This is a genomic window from Ruegeria sp. CH5, from assembly GCF_056537025.1.
In genome coordinates, this window is the sequence record NZ_JBQFQT010000002.1 from 278,274 (window position 1) to 303,836 (window position 25,563).

Annotated in this window: 23 protein-coding genes; 10 read left to right on the forward strand and 13 right to left on the reverse strand. The window is 60.7% G+C overall.

The annotated features are described in order from the left end of the window. Window positions 1-32 precede the first annotated feature (32 nt). From ACR0JC_RS08735 to trxB, 4 genes are all read right to left on the reverse strand, one after another. Window positions 33-590, reverse strand: coding sequence for a hypothetical protein (locus ACR0JC_RS08735; protein WP_170340578.1), 558 nt, complete (start codon window positions 588-590; stop codon window positions 33-35). 194 nt (window positions 591-784) lie between these two features. Continuing rightward, on the reverse strand, window positions 785-2,503 hold the full coding sequence (locus tag ACR0JC_RS08740; protein ID WP_170340581.1) for a bifunctional sulfate adenylyltransferase/adenylylsulfate kinase: 1,719 nt from the start codon (window positions 2,501-2,503) through the stop codon (window positions 785-787). Window positions 2,504-2,698: 195 nt separating this feature from the next. Further along, the gene (locus ACR0JC_RS08745) at window positions 2,699-4,390 is read right to left on the reverse strand and encodes an adenylate/guanylate cyclase domain-containing protein (RefSeq protein ID WP_170340583.1); all 1,692 of its coding nucleotides are present in this window, start codon (window positions 4,388-4,390) and stop codon (window positions 2,699-2,701) included. A gap of 110 nt (window positions 4,391-4,500) precedes the next feature. Further along, entirely contained in the window at window positions 4,501-5,442 is a 942-nt protein-coding gene (trxB, locus tag ACR0JC_RS08750; RefSeq protein ID WP_170340585.1) for a thioredoxin-disulfide reductase, read from the reverse strand. A gap of 222 nt (window positions 5,443-5,664) precedes the next feature. Here trxB and ACR0JC_RS08755 point away from each other — a divergent pair, with 222 nt between their 5' ends. Then, window positions 5,665-6,165: an Lrp/AsnC family transcriptional regulator gene (locus ACR0JC_RS08755; protein WP_093964666.1), complete on the forward strand. Its 501-nt coding sequence runs from the start codon at window positions 5,665-5,667 to the stop codon at window positions 6,163-6,165. Between the two features lie 122 nt (window positions 6,166-6,287). Here ACR0JC_RS08755 and ACR0JC_RS08760 read toward each other — a convergent pair whose 3' ends face one another. The 5 genes from ACR0JC_RS08760 to lgt form a co-directional block, all read right to left on the reverse strand. Further along, window positions 6,288-7,070 (reverse strand): Hint domain-containing protein, encoded by a 783-nt coding sequence (locus ACR0JC_RS08760; protein WP_170340587.1) that lies wholly within the window; start codon window positions 7,068-7,070, stop codon window positions 6,288-6,290. 1 nt (window position 7,071) lies between these two features. Then, entirely contained in the window at window positions 7,072-7,257 is a 186-nt protein-coding gene (locus ACR0JC_RS08765; protein WP_093964668.1) for a hypothetical protein, read from the reverse strand. A 544-nt stretch (window positions 7,258-7,801) separates the two neighbouring features. Next, window positions 7,802-8,560, reverse strand: a complete 759-nt coding sequence (pgeF, locus tag ACR0JC_RS08770) for a peptidoglycan editing factor PgeF (protein ID WP_170340589.1) — start codon at window positions 8,558-8,560, stop codon at window positions 7,802-7,804. Further along, the gene (locus tag ACR0JC_RS08775) at window positions 8,557-9,624 is read right to left on the reverse strand and encodes a class I SAM-dependent methyltransferase (protein ID WP_170340592.1); all 1,068 of its coding nucleotides are present in this window, start codon (window positions 9,622-9,624) and stop codon (window positions 8,557-8,559) included. Before ACR0JC_RS08775 ends, pgeF begins: the two co-directional genes overlap by 4 nt. After that, window positions 9,621-10,508, reverse strand: a complete 888-nt coding sequence (lgt, locus tag ACR0JC_RS08780; RefSeq protein WP_170340595.1) for a prolipoprotein diacylglyceryl transferase — start codon at window positions 10,506-10,508, stop codon at window positions 9,621-9,623. The genes ACR0JC_RS08775 and lgt overlap by 4 nt, the downstream gene beginning before the upstream one ends. Window positions 10,509-10,605: 97 nt before the next feature. On the opposite strand from lgt, the gene ACR0JC_RS08785 reads away from it, so the two are divergent. The 5 genes from ACR0JC_RS08785 to ACR0JC_RS08805 all read left to right on the forward strand — a co-directional run bounded on the left by ACR0JC_RS08785 (window position 10,606) and on the right by ACR0JC_RS08805 (window position 13,813). Then, the gene (locus ACR0JC_RS08785) at window positions 10,606-10,854 is read left to right on the forward strand and encodes an accessory factor UbiK family protein (protein WP_093964673.1); all 249 of its coding nucleotides are present in this window, start codon (window positions 10,606-10,608) and stop codon (window positions 10,852-10,854) included. A 322-nt stretch (window positions 10,855-11,176) separates the two neighbouring features. Next, a complete protein-coding gene (locus ACR0JC_RS08790; protein WP_093964674.1) occupies window positions 11,177-11,677 on the forward strand; it encodes a type III secretion system chaperone family protein in 501 nt (166 codons plus the stop codon). Between the two features lie 39 nt (window positions 11,678-11,716). Continuing rightward, a complete protein-coding gene (gene proC / locus ACR0JC_RS08795; RefSeq protein ID WP_170340597.1) occupies window positions 11,717-12,532 on the forward strand; it encodes a pyrroline-5-carboxylate reductase in 816 nt (271 codons plus the stop codon). After that, window positions 12,525-12,863, forward strand: coding sequence for a tRNA-binding protein (locus ACR0JC_RS08800; RefSeq protein ID WP_170340599.1), 339 nt, complete (start codon window positions 12,525-12,527; stop codon window positions 12,861-12,863). Before proC ends, ACR0JC_RS08800 begins: the two co-directional genes overlap by 8 nt. Beyond that, complete coding sequence (locus tag ACR0JC_RS08805; RefSeq protein WP_170340601.1) at window positions 12,863-13,813, forward strand: 2-hydroxyacid dehydrogenase; 951 nt, start codon at window positions 12,863-12,865, stop codon at window positions 13,811-13,813. Before ACR0JC_RS08800 ends, ACR0JC_RS08805 begins: the two co-directional genes overlap by 1 nt. Here ACR0JC_RS08805 and ACR0JC_RS08810 read toward each other — a convergent pair. Then, window positions 13,810-14,388: a thymidine kinase gene (locus ACR0JC_RS08810; RefSeq protein ID WP_170340603.1), complete on the reverse strand. Its 579-nt coding sequence runs from the start codon at window positions 14,386-14,388 to the stop codon at window positions 13,810-13,812. The genes ACR0JC_RS08805 and ACR0JC_RS08810 overlap by 4 nt on opposite strands. Window positions 14,389-14,744: 356 nt before the next feature. Between ACR0JC_RS08810 and ACR0JC_RS08815 the strand changes: the two genes are divergently transcribed. Then, a complete protein-coding gene (locus ACR0JC_RS08815; RefSeq protein WP_170340605.1) occupies window positions 14,745-15,206 on the forward strand; it encodes a hypothetical protein in 462 nt (153 codons plus the stop codon). Window positions 15,207-15,297: 91 nt separating this feature from the next. Here ACR0JC_RS08815 and ACR0JC_RS08820 read toward each other — a convergent pair whose 3' ends face one another. Next, window positions 15,298-16,026, reverse strand: coding sequence for a hypothetical protein (locus tag ACR0JC_RS08820; protein ID WP_170340607.1), 729 nt, complete (start codon window positions 16,024-16,026; stop codon window positions 15,298-15,300). Window positions 16,027-16,218: 192 nt separating this feature from the next. Further along, window positions 16,219-17,343 (reverse strand): beta-ketoacyl-ACP synthase III, encoded by a 1,125-nt coding sequence (locus tag ACR0JC_RS08825; protein WP_170340609.1) that lies wholly within the window; start codon window positions 17,341-17,343, stop codon window positions 16,219-16,221. A 166-nt stretch (window positions 17,344-17,509) separates the two neighbouring features. Between ACR0JC_RS08825 and ACR0JC_RS08830 the strand changes: the two genes are divergently transcribed. The 3 genes from ACR0JC_RS08830 to ACR0JC_RS08840 are packed head-to-tail and all read left to right on the forward strand — an operon-like array spanning window position 17,510 to window position 22,070. Beyond that, window positions 17,510-17,977, forward strand: coding sequence for a MarR family winged helix-turn-helix transcriptional regulator (locus ACR0JC_RS08830; RefSeq protein ID WP_093964681.1), 468 nt, complete (start codon window positions 17,510-17,512; stop codon window positions 17,975-17,977). Further along, a complete protein-coding gene (locus ACR0JC_RS08835) occupies window positions 17,974-19,011 on the forward strand; it encodes an efflux RND transporter periplasmic adaptor subunit (protein WP_170340613.1) in 1,038 nt (345 codons plus the stop codon). Before ACR0JC_RS08830 ends, ACR0JC_RS08835 begins: the two co-directional genes overlap by 4 nt. Window positions 19,012-19,022: 11 nt before the next feature. Beyond that, on the forward strand, window positions 19,023-22,070 hold the full coding sequence (locus ACR0JC_RS08840) for an efflux RND transporter permease subunit (protein WP_170340614.1): 3,048 nt from the start codon (window positions 19,023-19,025) through the stop codon (window positions 22,068-22,070). Between the two features lie 56 nt (window positions 22,071-22,126). On the opposite strand, the gene carB is transcribed toward ACR0JC_RS08840, so the two are convergent. Next, window positions 22,127-25,480 (reverse strand): carbamoyl-phosphate synthase large subunit, encoded by a 3,354-nt coding sequence (carB, locus tag ACR0JC_RS08845; RefSeq protein ID WP_170340616.1) that lies wholly within the window; start codon window positions 25,478-25,480, stop codon window positions 22,127-22,129. Window positions 25,481-25,563 lie beyond the last annotated feature (83 nt).

The window sequence follows — 25,563 nt, forward strand, 5'->3', positions numbered from 1 at the left end:
CCGAACGCGCGCTTTGGCTGTGCCGCAGTGGGTCAGTGCCTCGAGACACGTTCCAGGTAATCGATCGCGTCCTGCAATTCCTCCAGAATGTCATACCAGCCATCCACGTCGTTCAGCCGGCGGAACTCGGCTTTGACCGAGTCGTGGTGCATCATGTCCTTGGCCTCTTTGAGACTGTCGCGCGCCGAGTCTGGCTCCATGTTGCCGGCAGCGGTCTTGGCCGCATCGATGACCTCAAGTATCTGGCGAAGACGGGTCGTGCCGGGCGTCGGCGGAACCGGTGGCACGACAAGCCCCAAAGGGTGATCCTGGGGTGGCGGCTGCAGTGTATCCAGCGCCTTTTGAATCTTGGCTTTGATCTTGTCGCATTCCTTCACCCAATCCGCGTAGGTGCGGATCGATTTCAGAAGGTCCAGCAGCCAGTCTATGGGGATAAATGGTGTCAGGCCCCCTGCCATAGCCGGCGAAGCCATCAACGCCGGAAGTTGCAACCGGGAAAACTGGGCGATCTTGTAGTCGGCAATTACCGCTGCGCGATTGTCTCCCGCAAACATGGCTCCGCCATCGTCGGTATTTTTCTGAGTTGCCATATGTTCACCCTCCAAAAGGATGCAGACAAATTATGTCTGCTCAAAATATGCGAAATAGTAGCATTTTTTGGATGAAACGTCGAACGACCGCCAATCTTCGCGGATGGAAGGGGGGTGTTCAAAGCAGTGTTCTGGAAATGAAAGACCCCCGGAGATGTCTCCGGGGGTCAGTGTTGACAGCAACTAGCTGTGGCTCAGGATCCGGCAATCAATCCCATGCTTTCCAGCTTCAGCAGAACCTGATGGGCACAGTTGTCCACGTCCACATTCTCGGTCTCGACGCGCAGTTCCGGGTTTTCCGGCACGTCGTAAGGGTCCGAAATACCAGTGAACTCTTTGATCTTGCCTTCACGCGCCAGCTTGTACAGGCCCTTGCGGTCGCGGCGCTCGCATTCCTCGATGCTGGTGGCCACGTGAACTTCGCAGAACGCGCCGAACTGCTCGATCTCCTCGCGCACGGCGCGGCGGGTGGTGGCGTAGGGCGCGATCGGGGCACAGATGGCGATGCCGCCGTTCTTGGTGATCTCGGAGGCCACATATCCGATGCGGCGGATGTTCAGGTCCCGGTGTTCCTTCGAGAAGCCCAGTTCCGAGCTGAGGTTCTTGCGGACAATGTCACCGTCCAGCAACGTGACGGGACGGCCGCCCATCTCCATCAGCTTGACCATCAGAGCGTTGGCGATGGTCGATTTGCCCGAGCCCGAGAATCCGGTGAAGAAGACGGTAAAGCCCTGCTGGCTGCGCGGCGGATAGCGGCGGCGCAGTTGCTCGACCACCTCGGGGAACGAGAACCACTCGGGGATCTCAAGCCCCTCGCGCAGACGGCGGCGCAGTTCGGTGCCCGAGATGTTCAGGATCGTGACGTTGTCGCGGTCCTCGATCTCGTCCGCGGGTTCGTACTGGGCGCGTTCCTGCACATAGACCATGTGTTTGAAATCGACCATCTCGATGCCGATCTCGTCCTGGAATTTGCGGAACAGGTCCTGGGCGTCATAGGGGCCGTAGAAATCCTCACCCTGGCTGTTCTTGCCAGGGCCGGCATGGTCGCGGCCGACGATGAAGTGGGTGCAGCCGTGGTTTTTGCGGATCAGGCCGTGCCAGACCGCTTCGCGCGGGCCGGCCATGCGCATCGCCAGGTTCAGCAGGCTCATGGTGGTGGTCGAGGCCGGGTATTTGTCCAGCACCGCCTCATAGCAGCGCACGCGGGTGAAGTGATCGACATCACCGGGCTTGGTCATGCCCACAACCGGGTGGATCAGCAGGTTGGCCTGCGCCTCACGCGCGGCGCGGAAAGTCAGTTCCTGGTGTGCGCGGTGCAGCGGGTTGCGGGTCTGGAAAGCCACGATGCGGCGCCAACCGACCTTGCGGAAATAAGCGCGCAACTCGTTCGGGGTGTCGCGGCGCGCCTTGAAATCATAATGCACCGGCGGCTGGATGCCGGTCACGGGGCCGCCCAGATAAACCTTGCCTGCCACGTTGTGCAGGTAGTTCACGGCCGGATGCGCATCATCATCGGCACCGAACACCTTCTCGGCCTCACGCGATTTGTCCGGGGTCCAGCGGTCGGTAACGGTCATGGTCGCCAGGATCACGCCTTCCTGGTCGCGCAGCGCAATGTCCTGACCCAGTTCGATCTGATCGGCGAAATCTTCGTTCACATCCAGTGTGATCGGCATCGGCCAAAGGCTTCCGTCGGCCAAGCGCATGTTTTCGACGACGCTGTCATAGTCTTCCTGACTCAGAAAGCCCTTTAGCGGGTTGAACCCGCCATTCATCAGCAATTCCAGATCACAGATCTGGCGCGGGGTCAGGTCCCAGCTGGTCAGGTCGGCGGCTTCGACTTTCAGCTTTTGGGCGGACTCATAGGAAACATACAGTTCTGGGATCGGAGCCAGGTTACTCAACATCGTCATCGCAATACTCTTGAGGCAGTGTGGTCAGTCAGTGATTCAGGTGCATTTCCGGGCCATGTGCCCCGGTCGTCAGTCGAAGTCCATATACATTCATGAAACAAAGGAGGATATGCGCGGTTTTTCCCCGGAATGGAAGGTTTTTCCGGGCCGGAACCGAAAAAGCGACGAAAATCCCACCGGATGGGGACAATATCGTCAACCGGCGGCGATCTGTTCTGGTGAGGTCAGAAGTTGGTCCAGATCCAGAGCGCGCTCGACCGGCAGGGCAGGGACGGGCTCGGTTACGCCCCGGAGCTGGAACAGACGCAGGTCAAGGCCATCGGTCTCAAACCCGGCCGCGCGCAGCACGGCTTCCGAGACCAACAGCTCGGCCCCAAGCGCCTTGGTTTCTCCTTCCAGCCGACTGGCGACGTTCACGGCGTCACCGATGATGGTCCGGGCGGCGTGGCCGGCAGCGCCGATCTCTCCCAACACAAGGTCGCCCAGGTGCAGGCCCATGCCGATGCGGATCTCGGGGCTGTTTTCCTGGGACAGCTGCTGGTTGAACTGCGCAAGCGCATGACTGATGTCGATCGCAGCTTTCAGAGCAGAACGGGCCGAGCTGGACGTGTCGGGTGTTTCGAACACGGCCAAAAGTCCATCGCCCATGTATTTATCGACGACCCCGCCGTCTGCGGTAATGGCTGGAACGATGGCGTCAAAGAACCGGTTCAGCAGGAACACGATGTCATAGGGCAGTTGCCCCGTTGTGCGCGCGGTAAACCCGCGCATGTCCAGAAACAGCACGGCCAGTTTACGCTCTTGCCCCTGGCTGGCATGCGCCCGCTGGCGTCCACCATCCGGCCGGAAAACACGGAAAACCGTCAAGGGGCTGGAGGGGCGGACCTGGCAGGCCAGGCGCGTGCGCTGTGTGGCCCCCACGGCCTTCAGGCTGCGAGCTTCGACCTCGCTGGGCGGTGGTAGTGACTCGGCGCCATCCTCGACGATGACGCGGCAGGTGGTGCAGCGCCCCCGGCCGCCGCACAGTGCAGTATGCGGAATACCGTTGGCTTGTGACATCTCAAGCAGCGTCATGCCTTTCTCTGAGGTCACTTCCGGCCCATCGACATATCTGACGCGCACCGAGTGTCGTCTACGCCAAAGCTTGCCTCCGAAATGGAACGCAAGAGCTGCACCAAGCGCGATCCAGAAGGCCATCAAGGCGTTGTCCTTGACGCTGAACAAAACCTGGAACTCTTCGGGGCCGGGCCAGTTGTAATGCTCAATATACTGTTCGCGTAGATCCGGATCCGCAAAATCCATCCAGATGCGCCGCCCTTCGGTCAGCAAACCGGCCAGGGCAAAGCTTGGGATGAAGACGGCAACTCCGATCAGATAGGGTACGGTTTGGCGCCACCACGAGGTCAGTCGCAGCCAGATATGCAGTCCGATGCACCCGTGTATCCAGACGATCAGCATCAGCAGGCTTTGCATCCAGATGGCCGAGTTTGGCCACATCAGAATGATGATGTAGCCCATCTCGTCATTCACGTCGAAAACCTGATGCGCATAGCGTGTCTGTACGATGTGCGAGATCAGTTGCAGCGGAATGAGAAGGCCAAGAATGATTTGCAGGCCCGTATGAAAGGGCATTCGCAGAGTTCGGCGCTGGGCGATCGACACCAATGCCAGACCTGCATGTACGATCAGGGCAAGATACAGGACAGCGCTGCCAATCGAATGGCGCGTGACCGTTTTCCGAGAGTCCTGCATGTCATGCAGGTAGTCGGTGTGAAACAGCCCCAGCCCGATATTGATGAAGTGGAAGAAAGCAAAGGCAAACAGCACAAGACCACTGATGATCCTGAGACGGGTCGCCCAACTGCCCTGCCAAAGGGGGGTGTTCAAAAGATCACCTGAAATCTGCCGCGCTCGGGGCAAGTCTGCGTTGCCGCGCTGTGTGGGTCAAGGTGCCAGAGGAGGGCGGTACGCAGCGCAGAAGACGCTGCGCGTCGCGGTCATTCCTGTTCGGCAAGGAACCGTTCGGCATCCAGTGCAGCCATGCAGCCCATTCCGGCCGAGGTCACGGCCTGCCGGTACACATGGTCGGTCAAGTCGCCGGCCGCGAACACGCCGGGGATCGAGGTCTGCGTGGTGCCGGGTTTGGTTTTGACATAGCCGCCCATATGGGTTTCCAGCACGTCCTTGACCAGTTCGTTGGCCGGGGCGTGGCCGATGGCAACGAACACGCCTTTGCAAGGGATCTCGGTGATTTCGCCCGTCTTGACGTTCTTCACCCGCACGCCTTCGACGCCCAGTGGGTTGTCGGTGCCGATCACTTCCTCCAGCTGGTGGAACCACAGCGGCTCGATCTTGTCGTTCTTGAACAGGCGCTCCTGCAGGATCTTTTCGGCGCGCAGCTCGTCCCGGCGGTGGATCAGCGTGACCTTGCTGGCGAAATTGGTCAGGAACAGCGCTTCTTCCACGGCGGTGTTGCCGCCGCCGATCACCACGATCTCCTGTCCGCGATAGAAGAACCCGTCACAGGTGGCGCAGGCCGAAACACCGAAGCCCTTGAATTTTTCTTCCGACGGCAGCCCCAGCCATTTGGCGCGTGCGCCGGTCGCCAGGATGACGGCGTCCGCAGTGTAGACGGTGCCGCTGTCGCCCTTGGCGGTGAAAGGACGCTTGGACAGGTCCAGGTCGTTGATGATGTCGCCGATCACCTCGCAGCCCATGGCCTTGGCGTGATCCTGCATGCGCACCATCAGGTCGGGGCCTTGAACTTCGGTGTCGCCTGGCCAGTTTTCGACCTCGGTGGTGGTGGTCAGCTGGCCGCCCGGTTCGATGCCCTGCACCAGAATCGGGTTCAGCATCGCGCGGCTGGCATAGACGCCCGCAGTGTATCCGGCAGGTCCCGATCCGATGATCAGAACCTTGGTGTGTCGTGTCTCGGCCATGGAACCCCCACTCGATTATTGCCTGAGCGCCGTCGTGGGCGCCGGGCTTCGATATAGCGACAGCATCGGTCGGCTTAAAGCCCCTTCGTCTCACGCGTCAGTCATGTGGTTCCAAGGTGCCGGCTTGCCTGATCGACAGACAAAGATTATTGCGCTGGTGCGAAAGAATATTGCGCATGGCACCTGCGCTGATATAAGAACCGAAAATTTCAGGAGCACCGCATGGTCACGACACGGCTGGACGAGATCGACCGAAAGATCCTTGCAGAACTGCAGGCAGACGGACGAATGACCAATGTCGAGCTCGCAAAACGTGTCGGAATCTCGGCCCCACCCTGCCTGCGGCGCGTCCGCACGCTGGAGGAGGCCGGCTTTATCCGAGGATACCACGCCGAGGTCAACGCCCGAGAACTGGGGTTCGAAGTTCAGGTCTTTGCGATGGTTGGCCTTGAAAGCCAGGCCGAGGCGGAATTGCGGGCGTTCGAAGACCGCTGCCGAGACTGGCCGCTGGTCCGAGAATGCCACATGCTGAACGGCGAGGTCGACTTCATCCTGAAATGCGTCGCCCCCGACCTCAGCAGTTTTCAACAGTTCCTTACGGGTGAGTTGCTGACCACGCCGAACGTGGCCAGCGTCAAGACTTCGCTTGTCATCCGCGGTGCAAAAGACGAACCCGGCGTGCCGTTCGACGTATTGGAAGAACGGATGAACCGGACGGCGTAAAGCCGGCGCGTCTGGTTTGCGATGCGCATGGCGGCAGCACCGCCACGATGGCCAGAGAAATGGCCCAACTCAGTAAAATCTGCATGTTGCCCCCCAAAATGCAGTGGTGATGGTTAAAGCTGTCACGCCGTGATGGCGTCGATCTCGCCCTCCCCGGCGCGCGCCATGAGCAGCGGACCGAAATCGTGCAACGAATGGATATGCGCGAACAGGTTCAGGTAGATCGAGCGCAGCGAGTGGCTCATCATCCGGACCGCGTTCACGCCGGGATGATAGGTTTCGAACTGCAGCCCATCGACATTGATGACCGCGTGGCGCTCCAGGCAGATGTGGAACAGCTCGACCGGAGTGGGCGGCTGCGTTTCAATCACGGACATGCCGTCCTGAAATTCGGCAACGGGTGTCAGCATCGGCTGGCCACCTCCAAGATGCCTCAGATGCGCCGGTGTTGCCAGCAAGCGGGCTGCGGGGCCGGCAATGACGCCGGACAATGGTTTTTGCATGCCGAACGTGTCTGCCATAATGCGGGTCAAAGGGCGTGTCCGCCCGCGCGAGTCTTCGCGACCAGGTACCAGAGTGACCGAGCCTTTCCACAACACCTTTTCGGATGCGCCGGTCTGGGTCAGGACCGTGTCGCCCGGCATCAAGTCCTCGATGGCGACCGGGCCGTGTTCCGTCTCGACCAGAGACCCACGTGTAAAGGCGCAGAACGCGTCTTCGAAAACGGGCAGCGCCGGTGCGATGTGGCGTGTCTGCGAAACTTCCCCGCTTTTCAGCAGTGCACTCACCTCGTATCGACGCAGTTGCGCCTTCTGCTTGGTGCCTGGACGCGGTGCTTCGCGCAGCAGTGCCGAAGTGTCGACGGCATTCTGCGCGGCCCGTGCCAGTGAATTTGGAATAGTCATATTATTCCGTTCCTTCCAATACGCCGAACAGGCGGGAAACATCCCCGTGCAGGCCCGCCTGACAGCTTGATTCTTTGTCTTGAAAAAAGTGCGCCACCTCCATGCGGGTACCGACGTGGCCGCGCATGGCGAATGGATTTCGCATTCGTTTGGTCAACACAATGACCCCCCAGACAAACTCGTACACTGCGAACGTAATTGTCCGCACACAAACGCCCTGAAAAACGTCGGCTGCGAATACCAGCCTCGGTTCACGCACCGGCCCAGAGCAGCTTCCGGTGCGCGTCTTGCCCTGTTGAGGCCGGCAGCTGGCCCCAGAGGGAGTTCGTATCAGCGTCGCGCGGCCAACCGGCGCACGACCCTTGCAGAGTGACTGGAAACCCGCTTCCAGGGCATTTCCGGTTGTTGGTCCCGGGCGGTCGCGACAACGGCGCGAAGAAAGCGAGATTTCAACTTCATACTCATGTCCTGCTCGATGTTCGGGGCTAAGCCCTTTTCCCTTTGTATAGCCAATGTGACGCGTCTTTGCGGCAGGGATGTGGCTGTTCCGGGATCAATTGAGGACAAAGATGAAGTCTTGCGGCACCCCCTGAGTTCGGATGCCAGAAATCAGACGTTCGGAGAACGGATAACCATCTGAGCACTGGCAAAAATTAACAACGATTCTGATGACAGATAGACACAATAAATGTGGCGGAAAAGTGGCGCTTTCGCCTTAATTCAGCCGATCTTTACAATCGTATGGCGGAAATCAGGCGGCCGTAATCCGCCTCTCCGGCGTGGGTCGCGCGCCGGTAGGAATAGAACTTGTCGGGATCGGAATAGGTGCAATGCCGCGTCCATTCTGCCTGCCCGACACCGGCCTGACGCAGCTTGTGAAGGCCAAAGGCCGGCAGGTCGAAATGCATCCGGTCACCTTGCCCATTTGCAAAGAAACGCGCGTTGTCCTGGCTTTCCAAAAGGAAGTCTTCCAGAAACTCCGGGCCAACCTCGTAGGCGCGCTGCGAGATCGTCGGGCCGATGACGGCAATGATGTTTTTGCGGTGCGCGCCCAGCGCCTCCATGGCGTCAAGCGTCGCCTCAAGGACACCGTCCAGAGCACCGCGCCATCCCGCATGAGCTGCCCCGATCACTTTCGCTTGAGCATCCGCAAACAGCACCGGCTGGCAGTCTGCCGTCAGGATCGTCAGCGCGAGGCCCGGCGTTGCGGTAACGATTGCATCGGCCCTTGGCTTCTCACCTGCAATCGGCTTGTCGACGGCTATCACGTGCAGGGAATGTACCTGATGCACGCCGACCAATGCATCCAGTTCGACGCCCATGGCCTCGGCCACTCTGCTTCTGTTCAGCGCGACCGCCTCGCTCAGGTCGGACGAGCCCGTGCCGCAATTGAGTCCGCTGAAGATACCGGAAGAGGCGCCGCCCTTGCGACTGAAGAACCCGTGTCGAATCGGTGACAACAAATCCGAGGTCAGAATTTCCAGAGTCATGTCCCAAGTCCCGATGGTGGCATCGCAGTTTTCGGGTAGAGGCCCAGCACCTTGAACAGGTTTCCCATTTCCTCTGGGTGCGTCAACCGCCGATGTGCCCGAACCAGCGTTTCCAGTTTTGATCCGGTCAACGCGCTGGCCAGAGACTGTGCGCGTTGTGTGATGCCCAGACGCTCAAGAAACACACCCTGAGGCGTTAGCCGCGTATGGGCGCAGCCCGTCGCGCGCGACGTCAATGCCAGCGTTTCGAAATCCACATGTGCAGTCAGGTCGGCCTGACCCGGTGTGGCGAGCGGATCGACGTATTCGTGCCCCTTGACGGCCTGCAACGTATCGCCCAGCGAACGCCAGGCGCCATAGTCGATAACGAGAGCCATACCACCGTGGCTGCGGATGATGCGGGCCGTTTCGGTCACGATGGGAACGGCCGACGCGCACAGCTCGACCAGATCACCGTCCCGTGTATCCTCGAGGCGCGTCGCCAAGGCCGCCTGCGTCGCCCTCGGGCCAAGGCCGAATGCCAGCTGATCGCCCTGCAGACCCACAAGACGTTCGCACCAGCCGTCGCCGTCGCGCAGAAACTGGCGGATGGGCAGGGCGTCGAAGAATTCGTTGGCCACAAGAAACAGCGGAAGCTCTGGGAGATCGCCCACCGAAACGATCCATTTCGGTGCGTGCGCATCCAGGGCCTCGGCTTGAAGTCCGCGCAGAACGGGCGAGGCTTCGAGCAATACCACCTGCGCGGCGTCGTGGAACCCGGGCACGCCCCGGGTCGCCCGTAGAATGTCGGCCATGAGTGTTCCGCGCCCCGGGCCCAGCTCGACCAGCGCAAACCGGCCGGGTCTGCCTTGATCAATCCAGCTCTGCGCGAGGCAAAGACCAATCACTTCGCCGAACATCTGGCTGATTTCCGGAGCGGTGACAAAGTCTCCATGTGTGCCTATTGGGTCGCGGGTGGTGTAGTAGCCGTGCGTTGGATGCAGAAGGCATTCGGCCATATAGTCCGCCACGCTCATCGGCCCGTCCTGCCGGATGCGGTCGGTCAGATGGCCAAGCAGGCTCATGCCGCCCGCCGTGCCCGTAGGGCAAACCACAAGCCGACTGCGATCATCGGTACAGATAGGATCTGGCCCATCGTCAGGCCGTAGCCGCCCACATGCCACGCAAGTCCAAGCGGGTTTCCGGCCGAGACGAATTGCGCATCGGGTTGGCGAAAGAACTCGACGATGAAGCGCGAAGCGCCATAGCCCGCCAGAAATACGCCCATGATGCGACCGGGCCAATGAAATGCGCCGCGCCGATAGACCAGCCACAACAATAGCAGGCCCAACAGCACGCCTTCCAGCGCAGCCTCGTACAACTGCGACGGGTGGCGGGCGCAAAGCCCAGCAGCGACATTGGCGCAGTCCTGAGCTGCTGCGCCGGGAAAGATCACCGCCCAGGGCAGTTCGCTGGGTCGGCCCCACAGCTCGGCATTGACGAAATTGGCCAAACGGCCAAGCAAAAGGCCGGGGGGAACAGTATGGGCGATCAAGTCGGCCAGTGAAAGCAAGGGGGCCGAATGGCGTCGCGCGAAGACCAGCGCTGCGGTCACCACACCCAGAAGGCCGCCGTGAAAGGACATGCCACCCTGCCAGACCTTCAGGATCTCAAGCGGGTGGAACAGGTAGTATTCGGGCTGATAGAACAGGACAAAGCCCAACCGCCCGCCGATGATGACCCCCAGGATGATCCAGGTGATCAGGTCCTCCAACTGGTCCGGTCTCAGAGGAGGGGATTGATCCGGCCACAAAGCGGGACGGCGCACCGCCATCACCGCCATGCGCCACGCGATCAGGATGCCCGCGATATAGGCCAGCGCATACCACCGCAGCGCGAACTCGATCCCGAAGGCGGAAATCGAGAACAGCTCGGGCGACAGATCGGGGAAATTCAAAACAGCTTGCATGTGCGTCTCATTGCCCGGGGTTGGCTGACCAAGTCAACCTTGAGACTGGGCTCTCTATCCCCCATATAGAAGGCATTCGCGATTCCGGAGTAGACACATGCAAACCCGCAACAAGTTTCTGGACGATATGTCCCAGTTGATGACCAACGCAATGGGCGTGGCGCAGGGTGCGCGAGAAGAGGCTGAAACGGCGATGAAGTCCTTGGTCGACCGCTGGCTGGCGGATCGCGACTTTGTCACGCGAGAAGAGTTCGATGCCGTCCGCGCGATGGCCCAGAAAGCGCGCGAAGAAAACGCGGCACTGGAAGCGCGGATCGCCGCGCTTGAAGCCAAGCTGGACAAATAAGCCCAGCCGCAGATCGGCATTTCGGAATTTTTGGCAAGACCCTACACCGCTCAACCCGCGCTGGGTGTCGCAGTGTGGGGAGTCTCGCCGCATTGCGAAAATAAATCAAGGCAAAGCTGCAGGGTGCGCCAATATTTTGGTGGCCGTTGCCAGCTGTCCACAACTTATTGCTGTTATCCCCAAGAATGGGGGTTGCCAGAGTCCCAGCCACAGCGCACCATATTTAGTACAGGCCTATGGGGGAAGCCCGGCTTGTAGAGCAGGCAACTAGCGCTGGGGCGCTGCCAGCCCCGAAATGCTAGGTATTAAGTGAGGTGGCACCATGGCACTTTCCGAGCAGTATTTCGAAGAAGACATTCATCCGATTGATATTGTCGAACATCTGGCTGAACACCACGATTGGGATTTCGACCGGATCGGTGACGACCAGATCGCCATGGCGGTCGAAGGACAGTGGCGCACCTACTCGATCACGTTGGCCTGGTCCAACTATGACGAGACCCTGCGGATGGTCTGCTCGTTCGAGATGGAGCCGCCCGAGGACCGGGTTTCCGATCTCTATGAATTGCTGAACCGCATGAATGACCAGTGCTGGGCCGGCGCCTTCACCTACTGGGGCAATCAGAAGCTGATGGTCTACCGCTACGGTCTGGTGCTCAGCGGCGGGCAATCGGCCAGCCCCGAACAGATTGACACGATGATCACCGCCGCTGTCCTGAGCGCCGAGCGTTACTATCCTGCGATCCAGTTGGTAACCTGGGGCAATCGTACGCCCGAGGATGCGATGCAAGTCGCCATTGCAGAGGCTTACGGCCGCGCGTAAAGCTTTGCCCCAAACCGTAAAGGCAGGGGAGGGGCAATCATGGACATGTCACGCGTCGCGGATCAGGGGCTGGTGCTTCTGGGATGCGGAAAGATGGGGTCGGCCATGTTGGCCGGCTGGCTGGAACATGGCCTGCCTGCCGCATCAGTATGGGTGATCGACCCTAACCCTTCCGAATGGCTCAGGGCGCAAGGGGTCAATATCAACACTCCACTTCCTGAAAGACCTGCCGTCGTGTTGGTTGCCGTCAAACCTCAGATGATGGGCGAGGCATTGCCGGCAATTCAGGCGTTGGGGGGAGGCGAAACCCTGTTCATCTCGGTCGCCGCCGGAACTTCCATCGCCACGTTCGAGCGTGTTCTGGGTGCTGGTACTCCGATCATTCGGGCCATGCCGAACACGCCTGCGGCGATCCGGCAGGGCATCACCGCGCTGATTGGAAATGCCAGCACGTCGGGTTCTGACATGACCCTGGCCGAAGATCTGCTGGCGGCCATCGGTGATACCGTGCGCCTGCAGGATGAGGCGCAGATGGACGCGGTCACCGGTCTCAGCGGCTCGGGGCCGGCCTATGTCTTTCATCTGATTGAAACGCTGGCTGCCGCCGGTGAGGCGCAAGGCCTTCCCCATGATCTGGCCATGCGGCTGGCCAAGGCGACCGTCGCCGGGGCAGGGGCTCTGGCGATGGCGTCCGAGGAAGATCCCTCGCAATTGCGCATCAATGTCACGTCACCCAACGGCACGACGCAGGCAGCGCTGGAAGTCCTGATGCATGAACAGGAAGGGTTTCCAAACCTGTTGCACCGTGCAGTAAAGGCGGCAACCGATCGATCCAAGGAGCTGTCTGGTGAGTGAAATTTCCTTCGACGACTTCCTAAAGGTCGACATCCGCGTAGGTGAGGTCATCCGGGCCGAACCCTATCCCGAGGCGCGCAAGCCCGCGATCAAGATGTGGATCGACTTCGGCGACGAGATCGGCGAGCGCAAGACCTCGGCGCAGGTTACCGCGCATTACACGCCCGAATCCCTTGTGGGCAAACAAGTGCTGGCCGTGGTCAATTTCCCGCCGCGTCAGATCGGGCGGTTCATGTCCGAGGTTCTTGTTCTGGGTCTGCCGGACGAATCGGGCGAGATTGTTTTGATCGGTCCTGATGGCAAAGTTCCCGTGGGCGGGCGGATGCACTGATGAAGCTGTTGATCACCCGACCGATGACCCCCGCGGTCACCGCGCGCGCGCGGGATGAGTTCGACGTCGATATCCGAGATAGCAACGCACCGCTCAGCATTGATGAGATGGAGCGCGCATTGCTGGGCTACGACGTGGTCGTCCCGACTTTGGGTGATGTCTTTTCGGCCAGTATCTTTGAAGTGGTCACGGCTCCGCGGTGCAGACTGTTGGCCAATTTTGGAGTGGGTTTCAATCACATTGATGTGGCGGCAGCGCAGGTTGCTGGTGTTCGCGTCACCAACACACCGGGGGCGGTCACGGATGCAACGGCGGACATTGCCATGACTCTGCTGCTGGCAACGGCCCGCCGCGCGGGCGAGGGTGAACGGCTGGTCCGGTCCGGCAATTGGCAGGGCTGGCACCCGACCCAGATGCTGGGACAGCATGTCACCGGAAAACGGGTCGGAATCATCGGAATGGGACGGATCGGGCAAGCCATTGCCCGGCGCAGTCATTTCGGGTTCGGAATGCAGGTCAGCTATCAGTCCCGCACGCCCAAGGATCTGGATTTCCCTGCCGAGTTCGTTCCCGATTTGGCGGCCCTGGCTGCTGCGGTCGATTTTCTGGTCGTCGCCGTCCCCGGTGGTGTTGACACCTTCCACCTCATAGACGCTTTGGTTCTTTCGGCTATGCGGCCGTCGGCCATTCTGGTCAACATCGCTCGAGGAGAAGTCGTGGACGAAGCTGCACTGATCCATGCGCTGAAAAACGGCCAGATCGCCGGGGCCGGGCTGGATGTCTACGAGTTTGAACCCGCCGTGCCGCAGGCCCTGCGCGAGATGGAGAATGTCACCCTGCTGCCGCATCTGGGCACCGCGACCGAGGAAGTGCGCACGGATATGGGGCACATGGCATTGGACAATGTGGCGGCTTTTGTCGCCGGGCGACCGCTGCCAAATCTGGTCTAACTGCCCACGGCCTCGCGCCAGTGTTTCCGGCAGAGTGAAACATAGGTCTCGTTTCCGCCAATCTGCACCTGCGCACCCTGAGTGATGGTTTTGCCGTTTTCGTCCTGACGGATCACCATCGTGGCCTTTCGCCCGCATCTGCAGATGGTGCGGACCTCGCGCATTTCATCGGCCAGCGCCAGCAGAGCCGCTGATCCTGGAAACAGCTTGCCCTGAAAATCCACCCGCAACCCGTAGGCCAGAACCGGTACTTTCAGGTCATCCACCGCATGAGCCAATTGCCAGACCTGTTCTTCGGTCAGGAACTGCGCCTCGTCCACAAAAACACAGGCCACTTTCCCCTGATCAAGACGGTCTTGGATCATCGCGAACACATCGTCGTGGGGAGTGAACGTATCGGCCTGTTCCGAGATTCCGATCCGCGATGCGATGCGCCCCTGGCCCGCGCGCCCGTCAATGGCTGCGGTCATCAGATAGGTGTCCATGCCGCGCTCGCGATAGTTGTGCGACGCCTGAAGCAGCACCGTGGACTTGCCTGCGTTCATGGTTGAGTAGTTAAAGTACAGCTTGGCCATGGGCTGGGTCTAATCGGCTCACGCTGCGCGAGCAAGTCGTCAATGTCCTGAAAAAAATCGACGCCGCCATTGCAGTCGCAGAGGCCGAGCAGATGCTCTTGGGGATGGATAACCCCGCTTCCGCAACAGCGACACCGCCGGCCACGAAATGGCCGAAACAGCGCAGGGCCTGAAATACTGCCCCACAAACACTCTTTACCGGCATTAACTGCCGCCACTCACTCACAAAACCCCCGCATATCTGAGGGATAGCCAACATATGACATTTCAATTATGACTCGAGTATGGGAAATTTCCCCTCCCTTTCCCCGGTGCGGACAGCCGGGCAAGAGGGCGCAGCGAACAAAGGTACAAAAATGGCAGATATCGGGGCCTATCTGAAAAAGCACACCGAAGCTTTGGTCAAGGACGTGGGGATCGAGGCAGCATGCGAGATCACAGGGAAATCCAAGGCCACATTGGGCCGGTATTACTCCGACAATCCCGAGCACAGTGACCGGTTCATGCCGGTGGATGCGGTCGCACGTCTGGAAAACGCGGCCAGCTACCCGCATGTGACTTCGGCCCTGGCGGACCTCAAGAACATCACCTTGTCCTATGATGAGCGCAATTCGACCCGTACGCGCACCGGGGGCGTCAATTCGGACGTGATCGCACTGAGCCAGCGGTTTGCGATGCTGATGACCGAATACCAGGCCGCGATCGAGGATGGCATCATTACCGTCAACGAAGCCAAGCGTCTGCTGAAAGAAACTTCGTTGCTGCAACAGGTTCTGATCGAGATGAAATTGCACCTCGAAGAGGAAAGCGTCAGCTGATCTAGTTTCCGAAAAGCCGCCATGGGGCGGTGAAAAAGGCGATGTGCGCATCGCCTTCCTCAAGCTGAGCTGAAGTAGCTCTTAACCTTAGTCAGTTTTCGTCGTTGTTGGCATTGTTCCCGCGTCCGGGGCTTGAGCCCTCGGGCCCATTTCCGCCCCCGTTGTTGCCTTTGCCGCCGCCAATGTTGCCCTTGCCGCCGCCTTTCCCGTCGCCGTTGTTTCCTTTACCGCCGCCGTGACTGCCACCCTTGCCGGGCTTGCCGTCACCATGGCCGGGCTTGCCGCCGCCCTTGCCGGGCTTGCCACCGCCATCGCCAGGCTTGCCGCCGCCGTTGCCGGGATCATCATTCCCGCCGCCGTTGCCCGGATCGTCGGATCCGCCATCACCGGGGTCATCGTTCCCCCCGCCATTGCCGGGGCCGCTGTTTCCGCCGCCCGACCCGGATCCGCCGCCGGCGGATGGGCCGGTGCTCGATGCGGGTTGAAATCCGCTGGGGTCGTTTTCGCGGCCGTCAAAGCTGTTGGCGTTGGAAATCGATCCGGTCGGCAAATCGCTCAGCAGATTGGCCAGCCCCGGACATTGCTGCGAGGTATTGGCAAGAACCGACCCGAAATCTGCCCGTTGTTGCAGATGCGAGAGGAAACTGGGCGTAACCTGCGAACAGCCGCAAAGGGCCGCATAGTCACCATTGTTGGCTGCGATCCGTGCTGTGTTGGCGTTGCAAACCTGGGGCTCGGCCATGGCCGCGCTGGCTGCAGCAACCCCCAAAAACGGGGCGACAACCCAGGCCGCCATTCCTGACTTAGAACTCTTGAACATGGCGCACCTTTCTTAACCTAGCGTCACCTGACATGCGGAATTGCATGGCCTTCCAGATGGAGGCCGCGGGTTAAGTTGCGCTGTATCAATTCTGAAGAAGTTTTCAGGAATACAAAAACAGTCCGCCTGCGCGGGCGAAATATTCGAGGTTATCGCTTGTTGCACCGGACGTGGACCGGCGGCGCCGGCGTGTCAGGCGTGGCGTTTGACGATGACGGACCCCACCGAATATCCTGCACCGAACGAGCAGATCAGGCCGACATCGCCATCCTGAAGATCGTCTGAATATTTGGAAAAGGCGATGATCGACCCGGCGGACGATGTATTGGCATAGTCCTGCAGGATGTTGGGCTGTTCGCCCGGCTCCGGCTCTCGGCCCAAGACCTTTTTGCCGATGAAATCATTCATCGTCTTGTTGGCCTGGTGCAGCCACAGCCGCTTGAGATCGCCACTTTCGATCCCTTCGGAATCCATGTGGTCGCTGATGTGTTTGCTGACCATCGGCAGCACTTCCTTGAACACCTTGCGGCCGTTCTGCATGAACTGCATGTCGCGGCGGTCCTTCAATCCGTCGGGCCGGGTGCGCCGCAGAAAACCGTTGTTGTTGCGGATGTTGTTCGAAAACTCGGTTGCGCAGCGGGTCGACAGGATTTCGAAATGCGGGCCCTTTGCATCCTCGATCCGCTCGATCAGCGTGGCGGTGGCCACGTCACCGAAGATAAAGTGGCAATCCCGGTCGCGCCATTCCAGGTGTCCCGAGCAGATCTCGGGGTTGACCACCAGCGCCGCCCGTACGGACCCCGACCGGATCATGTCGGCCGCGGCCTGAATGCCGAACGTCGCCGAAGAACAGGCCACGTTCATATCGAACCCAAAACCAGCGATGCCCAACGCGTTCTGGATTTCGACCGCAATGGCGGGATAGGCGCGTTCATGGTTCGACGCGGCACAGATCACCAGATCGACATCCGCCGCCGTCCGCCCGGCCTGCGCCAGCGCCTTGTTGCAGGCGTCCAGCGCCATTTCGGTCATAATGCCCGGCTCATCATCGCTGCGCTGGCGCAGCAGGGGATGCATCACGTCCGGGTCCAGCACGCCGGTCTTGTCCATGACGTAGCGGTTCTCGATGCCCGAGGCCTTGACGATGAACTCTTCCGAGGAGTGCTGCATCGGCTCCATCTCGCCCGCGGCGATGGCATCGGCGTTGGCAGCATTCATCTTGTCGGCATAGGCGTTGAAGGCTTTGACCAGCTCGGCATTGGTGATGACGTTTTCGGGCGTGAAAACCCCGGTACCGGTGATTGCGGGCGTGTACATGTCGGGTCCTGAATGTTTCGGATTCGCCCAAAATGCAGTCACAGCGCCCCCAGATCAAGAGATGTTGACCCAAGGGAACGGCATAGGTTTGCGCAAATTCAACTTCACATCTTGAATAGTTCGAAATCTGAAGTATATCACCGCTCGACTCGCGCGGAGAGCATCCATGACCAAAGACATCAGTGAACGGCTGGCCCGACTGACCCCTGAGATCCAGGCGATGATGGGCGTCTATGCGCTGTACTGGAAACTGGAAGAGAGTTTCGGCTGCATTGATACCGATCTCAGCCATCAGGAATGCCACATGTTGATCAAGTTAGATCAGCCCAAGCGGATGGGAGTGTTGGCGGCCGACATGCTGACCGTGCCGTCGACCATTACGGCCACCGCCGATGCGCTTGAGGCGGCCGGTTATCTGACCCGTCAGCAGGATCCCGATGATCGCCGTGCGTGGTTGCTGGTGCTGACCGACAAAGGTGCCGAAGCCCGCAACATGCTGGTTACCACCGCCGGAGAGCTGTTTCACCGTGCCTCCGGGTTGGATGACGAGGAAACCGCTCAATTTGCCCGGCTTGCCCGCAAGATCCGGGACAACATTCTGAAAACGGGAATACCCGAGGGATTGACGAAATGAAGCTGCTGACTTCGCTGGGCCTTGCCCTTGCCGTACTGGCCGCACCGCTTGCGGCGCAAGACGGCACCAAGCCTGTAAAACTTATGGTGGTGCATGAGACCGCTCCCGGATTCTCACGCCAGTTCTTCGGGCGCGTGGCCGCGCGGCAGACTGTCGATCTGGCGTTTCAGGTCGCCGGACAGATCGTGGAACTGCCCGTCAACGAAGGGTTCCAGGTGCCCAAGGGCAGCCTGATTGCAAAGCTGGACCAAGAGCCGTTCGAACTGGCACTGGAACGTGCGCGTCTTCAGAAGGATCAGGCTGACCGCACCGTGGCCCGCCTGTCGCGCCTGCGGGGGACGACTGCAAGTCAGGTCGCTGTCGATGACGCTGAAACCGCCGCCCAACTGGCTGCAATCGCGGTGCGTGACGCCCAGTACAACCTCGAGCACACGACTCTGACCGCGCCGTTCGATGCGCTGGTATCGCGGCGTGAGGTCGAGAACTTCACCACCGTGGCCGCCGGAACGCCGATCGTCCGGATCCACGATCTGTCCGAATTGAGGATCGAGGTCGATGTGCCCGAAATCCTGTTCCAAAGGACCAGCCAAGAAGATGGCATTTCGATCACGGCAAAATTCCCCGCAAGTGACGAGGTCTTCCCGTTGGAAATCCGCGAATTCGACGCTGAAACTTCGAGCGTCGGCCAGACGTTCCGGATTCAGTTCGGCCTCACGCCGCCGGAAGACTTGCGGGTGCTGCCCGGCTCGTCGGTAACCGTCAATGTTCAGGTCGATGACAAACGCATTGGCATCATCGTTCCCCCGACCGCGATTGTCGCCGACGCCGAGGGCAATCTGGGCGTTATGGTCTTTTCGCCGGTCGGTGCAGATGTTGGCGCCGTGCGGCGTGTTCCCGTGACCATCGAACCTACCCAGACAGGTGACGTCCGGGTTCTGACCGGATTGTCGGACGGCGACGAAATCGTGGTGGCCGGCGGGTCCGTTCTGACCGATGGGCAGACCGTGCGCCGCTTTGACGGCTTTGCAAACTGAAGGGGGCGATGATGAATATCGCACGCGCTTCGATCGACAGGCCGATCTATACGTGGCTGGTGATCCTGATCGCTTTGCTGGGTGGGATCTGGGGATTTTCGTCGCTCGGGCGGCTCGAAGATCCGGCCTTTACCATCAAGAACGCCGTAGTGTTGACCACGTATCCCGGTGCGACGGCTGAACAGGTGGCCGAGGAGGTCTCGGAGCCTTTGGAATCTGCCATCCAGCAGATGGGCGAGGTCGATGTCATCACCTCGGTCAACCGTCCCGGTCAATCGCTGATCGAAGTCGAGATCAAGTCCACCTACGATGGCAGCGAATTGCCGGATATCTGGACCCGACTGCGCGCCAAGGTCCGGGATGCGGCCCGTGGATTGCCGTCCGGTGTCAGCCAGCCCTATGTGAATGACGGGTTCGGTGACGTGTTCGGTCTTTTCTATGCGGTCACCGCGGAAGGGTTCAGCGACGCCGAAAAGCACGAATTGTCGACCTTCTTGCGGCGCGAGTTGCTGACCGTTGAGGGCGTTGCGGACGTTGAAGTGCAGGGTTTGCCAGACGAAGCCATTTTCATCGAGCCGGACCTGGCCATTTCGGTCAACCAGAACGTGCCGTTGCAGTCGATCAACGAAGCGATCGCCAACGCCAATTCGGTTCAGTCGTCAGGGACGCTTCGGTCAGACGACGATCGCACCACGATCCTGACGGCGGACGGATCGGACAGCGTGTCCGAAATCGCAGGGCTGTCGGTTGGCTCTCAGGGGCAAGTGATCAACCTCTTTGACATGGCCGATGTCTACCGGGCCCGCCAGACCCATCCTGACATCATGATCCGGTTCAACGGCGTCGAAGCCTTCACCCTGGGTATTGCCGGCCTGTCGACGGAAAACATCGTGGAGGTCGGAAAGCGCGTCGACGCCAAGCTGGCCGAACTGGATGTGGAAATTCCCGCGGGCGTCGATGTATTGCCGATCTACCAGCAGCACGTCGTGGTCGAGCAGGCTTCGAACGATTTTCTTGTGAACCTGGCCATGTCGGTTGCCATCGTGGTGGCGGTGCTAGGAATATTCATGGGTTGGCGCGCAGCAGTCGTTGTGGGCTCGACCCTTTTGTTGACCGTTGTCGGGACCCTGCTGTTCATGGCGCTGTTTTCCATCGAGATGGAGCGCATTTCGCTGGGCGCGCTGATCATTGCGATGGGGATGCTGGTCGACAATGCCATCGTGGTGGCCGAGGGGATGCAGATCTCCATGCTCAAGGGGAAAAACTCGCGCGACGCTGCCGACGAGGCCGCGTCCAAGACCCAGATCCCCCTTCTGGGGGCCACGGTCATCGGAATCATGGCCTTTGCCGGGATTGGGCTCAGCCCGGATGCGACGGGCGAATTCCTGTTCTCGTTGTTTGCGGTGATCGCGATCTCTTTGCTGCTGAGCTGGGTGCTGGCCATCACGGCGACACCGTTATTGGGGCATTATTTCTTCAAACAGGGCAAGGACGTGGATGTCGACGCTTATAGCGGCATCCTGTTCCGATCCTATGGGGCGATCCTGCGCTGGGCATTGCGGTTCCGTTGGCTGGTGGTGGCCGGTTTGGTCGGGGTCACCGTGGTCTGCTATGCCGGCTTCGCGATGGTGAAACAGCAGTTTTTCCCGGACTCCAACACGCCGCTGTTCTTCGTCCATTACAAGCTGCCGCAGGGGACACCGATCGCGCGGACGAGTGCCGATATGCAAGTCTTTGAGGACTGGCTGGCCCAGCGGGATGATGTCGTCTCGGTCACCACCTTCGTGGGGCAGGGCGCGACGCGGTTCATGTTGACCTATTCGGCCGAGAAGCCCAACCCAAGCTATGGGCACATGATCATCCGGACCGAAACGCTCGAGGACATTCCTGTCCTGCGCGCCGATCTGGAGGCCTTTGGTGAAACTCAATTCCCCGAAGGCGAATTCCGGACCAAGCGTCTGGTCTTCGGCCCCGGCGGCGGTACCCCGATCGAGGCGCGGTTCTCGGGCAGCGATCCGGTCGTGCTGCGGCAACTGGCCGACGAGGCGGTGCGGCGCATGTCGGCGGCATCGCCAAATGCGCTGGACGTGCATCACGACTGGCGTGAAATGGAATTGGCGGTCCAGCCGATCTATGCGACCGAGCGTGCGCAGACGGCCGGTGTCACCCGCGAAGACATTGCCGCGACCCTGCAATTCTCGACGGACGGCATCACCGGCGGCGTGTTCCGCGAAAGGGACCGCCTGATCCCGATTATCCTGCGTCGCCCCGCGGACGGAGAATACTCGATTGTCGATCAAGTAGTGTACTCGGACCAGTCACAGAAATTCGTTCCGATCGAGCAGATGGTGGACGGGTTCCAGTACAAAGCGCTCAATACTTTGGTGCATCGGCGCGATCGCGTTCTGACCGTCACGGTGGGCGCAGACATCCCGGCCGGCCTGACCGCAGCCCAGGTCCATTCCGAGGTTCGCGATGCGATCGAGGACATGGAACTGCCGCTGGGCTACAAGCTGGAATGGGGCGGCGAGTTCGAGGATTCCGGCAAAGCGCAAGCCAGCCTTGGCAAACAGTTGCCACTGAGCCTGTTGATCATGGTTCTGATCTCGGTGCTGCTGTTCAACGCGATCCGGCAACCGGTCATCATCTGGCTGCTGGTGCCGATGTCGGTGAACGGCGTGGTGATCGGGCTGTTGGGCACAGGCCTGCCCTTTACCTTCACCGCGCTTCTCGGGCTGCTCAGCCTGTCAGGGATGCTGATCAAGAACGGTATTGTTCTGGTCGAAGAGATCGACCTTGTCCGCGCCACGGGCAAGCCTCTGCGCGAAGCGATCATCGAAGCCTCGGTCTCGCGCCTGCGCCCGGTCATGCTGGCGGCGATCACCACGATCCTGGGGATGGCGCCGCTGCTGACCGACGCGTTCTTCGTGTCGATGGCAGTGACGATCATGGGTGGTCTGGCCTTCGCGACGATCCTTACCATGGTTGCCGCGCCGGTGTTCTACATGCTGTTCTTCTCTCGGGAAGAACAGCGCAGGTTGGCGGCGCAGACTGCATGATCCCACAAAAAAGCCCCGGCGAACGGCCGGGGCTTTTTGCTTGTCCGCTGCGGGCGTCAACCCTGTAGCGATTTGACCTCCACATCCCCTTCAGCCTGCGCCTTGATCGCCAGCGCGGCGGCGTGGCTGGCCGCAGCCGTGGTGTAGTAGGGGATCTTGTCATACAGCGCGATCGAGCGGATGGCCTTGCTGTCCTCAACTGCCTGCGCGCCTTCGGTGGTGTTCATGACCAACTGGACCTGACCGTCCTTCAACATGTCCACCACATCGGGGCGGCCCTCGTAGACCTTGTTGACCACGTCACAGGGCACGCCCTTGGATTCCAGCCATGTCTGTGTTCCGCGGGTGGCCACCAGCGAGAATCCCTGCTCGACCAGAACCTGCGCAGCCTCGATCATCGCCGGACCCTTGTCGGCATCCTTGATCGAGATGAACGCCCGTCCCTTGGACGGCAACACCATGCCCGCGCCCATCTGCGCCTTGAGGAAGGCCCGCGGGAAGTCGCGGTCCCAGCCCATGACCTCGCCGGTCGAGCGCATCTCGGGACCCAGGATGGTATCGACACCGGGGAAGCGGGCGAAGGGCAGCACCGCTTCTTTCACCGAGAACCACGGCATGTCCGGGTCGGCCAGGGTCATCTGGTCAGCGATCTTGGTATCCTGACCCTCCTTGTAGGGCGGGCGTTGCGGGAAGTTCGAAAGCGGCTCGCCCGCCATCACCCGTGCGGCGATCGAGGCGATTGCGCTGTCGGTCGCCTTGGCCACGAAGGGCACGGTGCGGCTGGCGCGCGGGTTGACCTCGATCAGGTAGATCTCGTCATCCTTGATCGCGAACTGCACGTTCATCAGGCCCACGACGTTCAGCGCCTTGGCCAGCTTGTAGGTCTGGTCCTTGATTTCGGAGATGATCTCTTTCGACAGCGAATAGGGCGGCAGCGAACAGGCCGAGTCGCCCGAGTGCACGCCGGCCTCTTCGATATGCTGCATGATGCCGGCCACATGGACATCCTTGCCGTCGCACAGCGCGTCCACGTCCAGCTCGACCGCGCCGGCCAGATAGCTGTCCAGCAGCACCGGACTGTCGCCCGAGACCACCACGGCCTCGTTGATGTAGCGCTTCAGCTGATCCATGTCGCGCACGATCTCCATCGCGCGGCCGCCCAGAACGTAGGACGGGCGGATCACCAGCGGGAACCCGATCTCTTCTGCGATCTCAAGCGCTTGGGCGTCGGTCGAAGCGATGCCGTTCTTGGGTTGTTTCAGGCCCAGATCGTTGACCAGTGCCTGGAAACGTTCGCGGTCTTCGGCCAGGTCGATCGCGTCGGGCGTGGTGCCCAGGATCGGAATACCTTCGGCCTCGAGCGCATTGGCCAGCTTCAGCGGGGTCTGACCACCGAACTGCACGATCACGCCGTGCAGTGTGCCGTTCTGCCGCTCGGTCCGCAGGATCTCCATCACATGCTCGAAGGTCAGCGGCTCGAAATACAGCCGGTCCGAGGTGTCGTAGTCGGTCGAAACCGTCTCGGGGTTGCAGTTGACCATGATTGTTTCATAGCCCGCGTCGGTCAGCGCAAAACAGGCGTGGCAGCAGCAATAGTCGAACTCGATCCCCTGGCCGATCCGGTTGGGGCCGCCGCCCAGAATGACGACCTTCTTGCGGTCGCTGGGGCGCGCCTCGCATTCGACCTCGCCCATCGTGGGGGCCTCGTAGGTCGAATACATGTAGGGCGTCTGCGCCTCGAACTCGGCGGCGCATGTGTCGATCCGCTTGAACACGGCGGTGACGCCTAGATTGTGTCGAGCGCGGCGCACGTTGGCCTCGTCGCGGCCGGCCAGATTGCCCAGACGCGCGTCGGTAAAGCCCAGCATCTTGAGCCGGCGCAGGCCGTCCTCGGTCATCGGCAGGCCGTCCTTGCGAACGGTGCGTTCCGCCTCGATGATCTCGCGGATGCGGGCCAGGAACCAGGGGTCGAACTTGGTGACGGCAAAGATTTCGTCGTCGGTCAGACCGTGGCGCATCGCCTGCGCGATGGTGCGCAATCGGTCGGGTGTCTGCTGGCTGATGGCCTTGATGACATGTGCCTTGTCGTCGCTGCTTTCGACCGCATCCCATGGACCGATGCTCAGGCCCGGAATTTCAACCTCGTCAAACCCGGTCAGGCCCGACTCCATCGAAGCCAGCGCCTTTTGCATCGATTCGTGGATCGTGCGGCCGATCGACATCGCCTCGCCAACCGATTTCATCGCGGTGGTCAGGTAGGGTTCAGCGCCCGGGAATTTCTCGAAGGCGAATTTCGGGATCTTGGTGACGACATAGTCGATGGTCGGCTCGAAGCTGGCCGGTGTGACCTTGGTGATGTCGTTGTCCAGCTCGTCCAGCGTGTAGCCCACCGCTAGCTTGGCGGCGATCTTGGCGATCGGGAAGCCTGTCGCCTTCGACGCCAGCGCCGACGAGCGCGACACGCGCGGGTTCATCTCGATCACGACCATGCGGCCGTCAGCCGGGTTGATCGCCCATTGCACGTTCGACCCGCCCGTTTCGACGCCGATCTCGCGCAGAACGGCGATCGAGCCGTTGCGCATGATCTGGTATTCCTTGTCGGTCAGCGTCAGCGCCGGTGCCACGGTGATCGAGTCGCCGGTATGCACGCCCATTGGATCGACGTTCTCGATCGAGCAGACGATGATCGCGTTGTCGGCGGTGTCGCGCACCACCTCCATTTCATATTCTTTCCAGCCCAGAAGGCTTTCGTCGACGAGGATCTGGTTCACCGGCGAGGCATCCATTCCCGAGCGGCAAAAGTGGATGTAATCCTCACGGTTGTAAGCCACACCGCCGCCGGTGCCGCCCAATGTAAAGGCGGGGCGGATGATCGCGGGCAAGCCGATGTTTTCCAGCTCGTCCAAGGCCATTTGCACGCCGGCATCCAGGTCGGCAGAACCGTCGGCTTTTTTGGGGGCGGTGACGATGGTGGCCTTGGGGTTTTCAAGACCCAGGCGGTCCATCGCTTCGCGGAACAACTTGCGGTCCTCGGCCATTTCGATGGCCTCTCGCTTGGCCCCGATCATCTCGACGCCGAATTTTTCCAGCACGCCCATCTCTTCCAGCGCCAGCGAGGTGTTCAGGCCTGTCTGCCCGCCCATCGTAGGCAGCAGGGCGTCGGGGCGTTCCTTTTCGATGATCTTGGCGACGACCTCGGGCGTGATCGGTTCGATATAGGTGGCGTCGGCCAGTTCCGGGTCGGTCATGATCGTGGCAGGGTTCGAGTTCACCAGGATGACCCGATACCCTTCCTCGCGCAGCGCCTTGCAGGCCTGGGCGCCGGAATAGTCGAATTCGCAAGCTTGCCCGATGACAATGGGCCCCGCCCCGATGATCATGATCGACTGGATGTCGGTTCTCTTCGGCATGGCCTGGTCCCTTCGATTTTGCACGAGTCGCGGGCGCCGCCCAAGCGCCCAAATTGTCGTGCGTTATAGGGACCCGGGCAAAA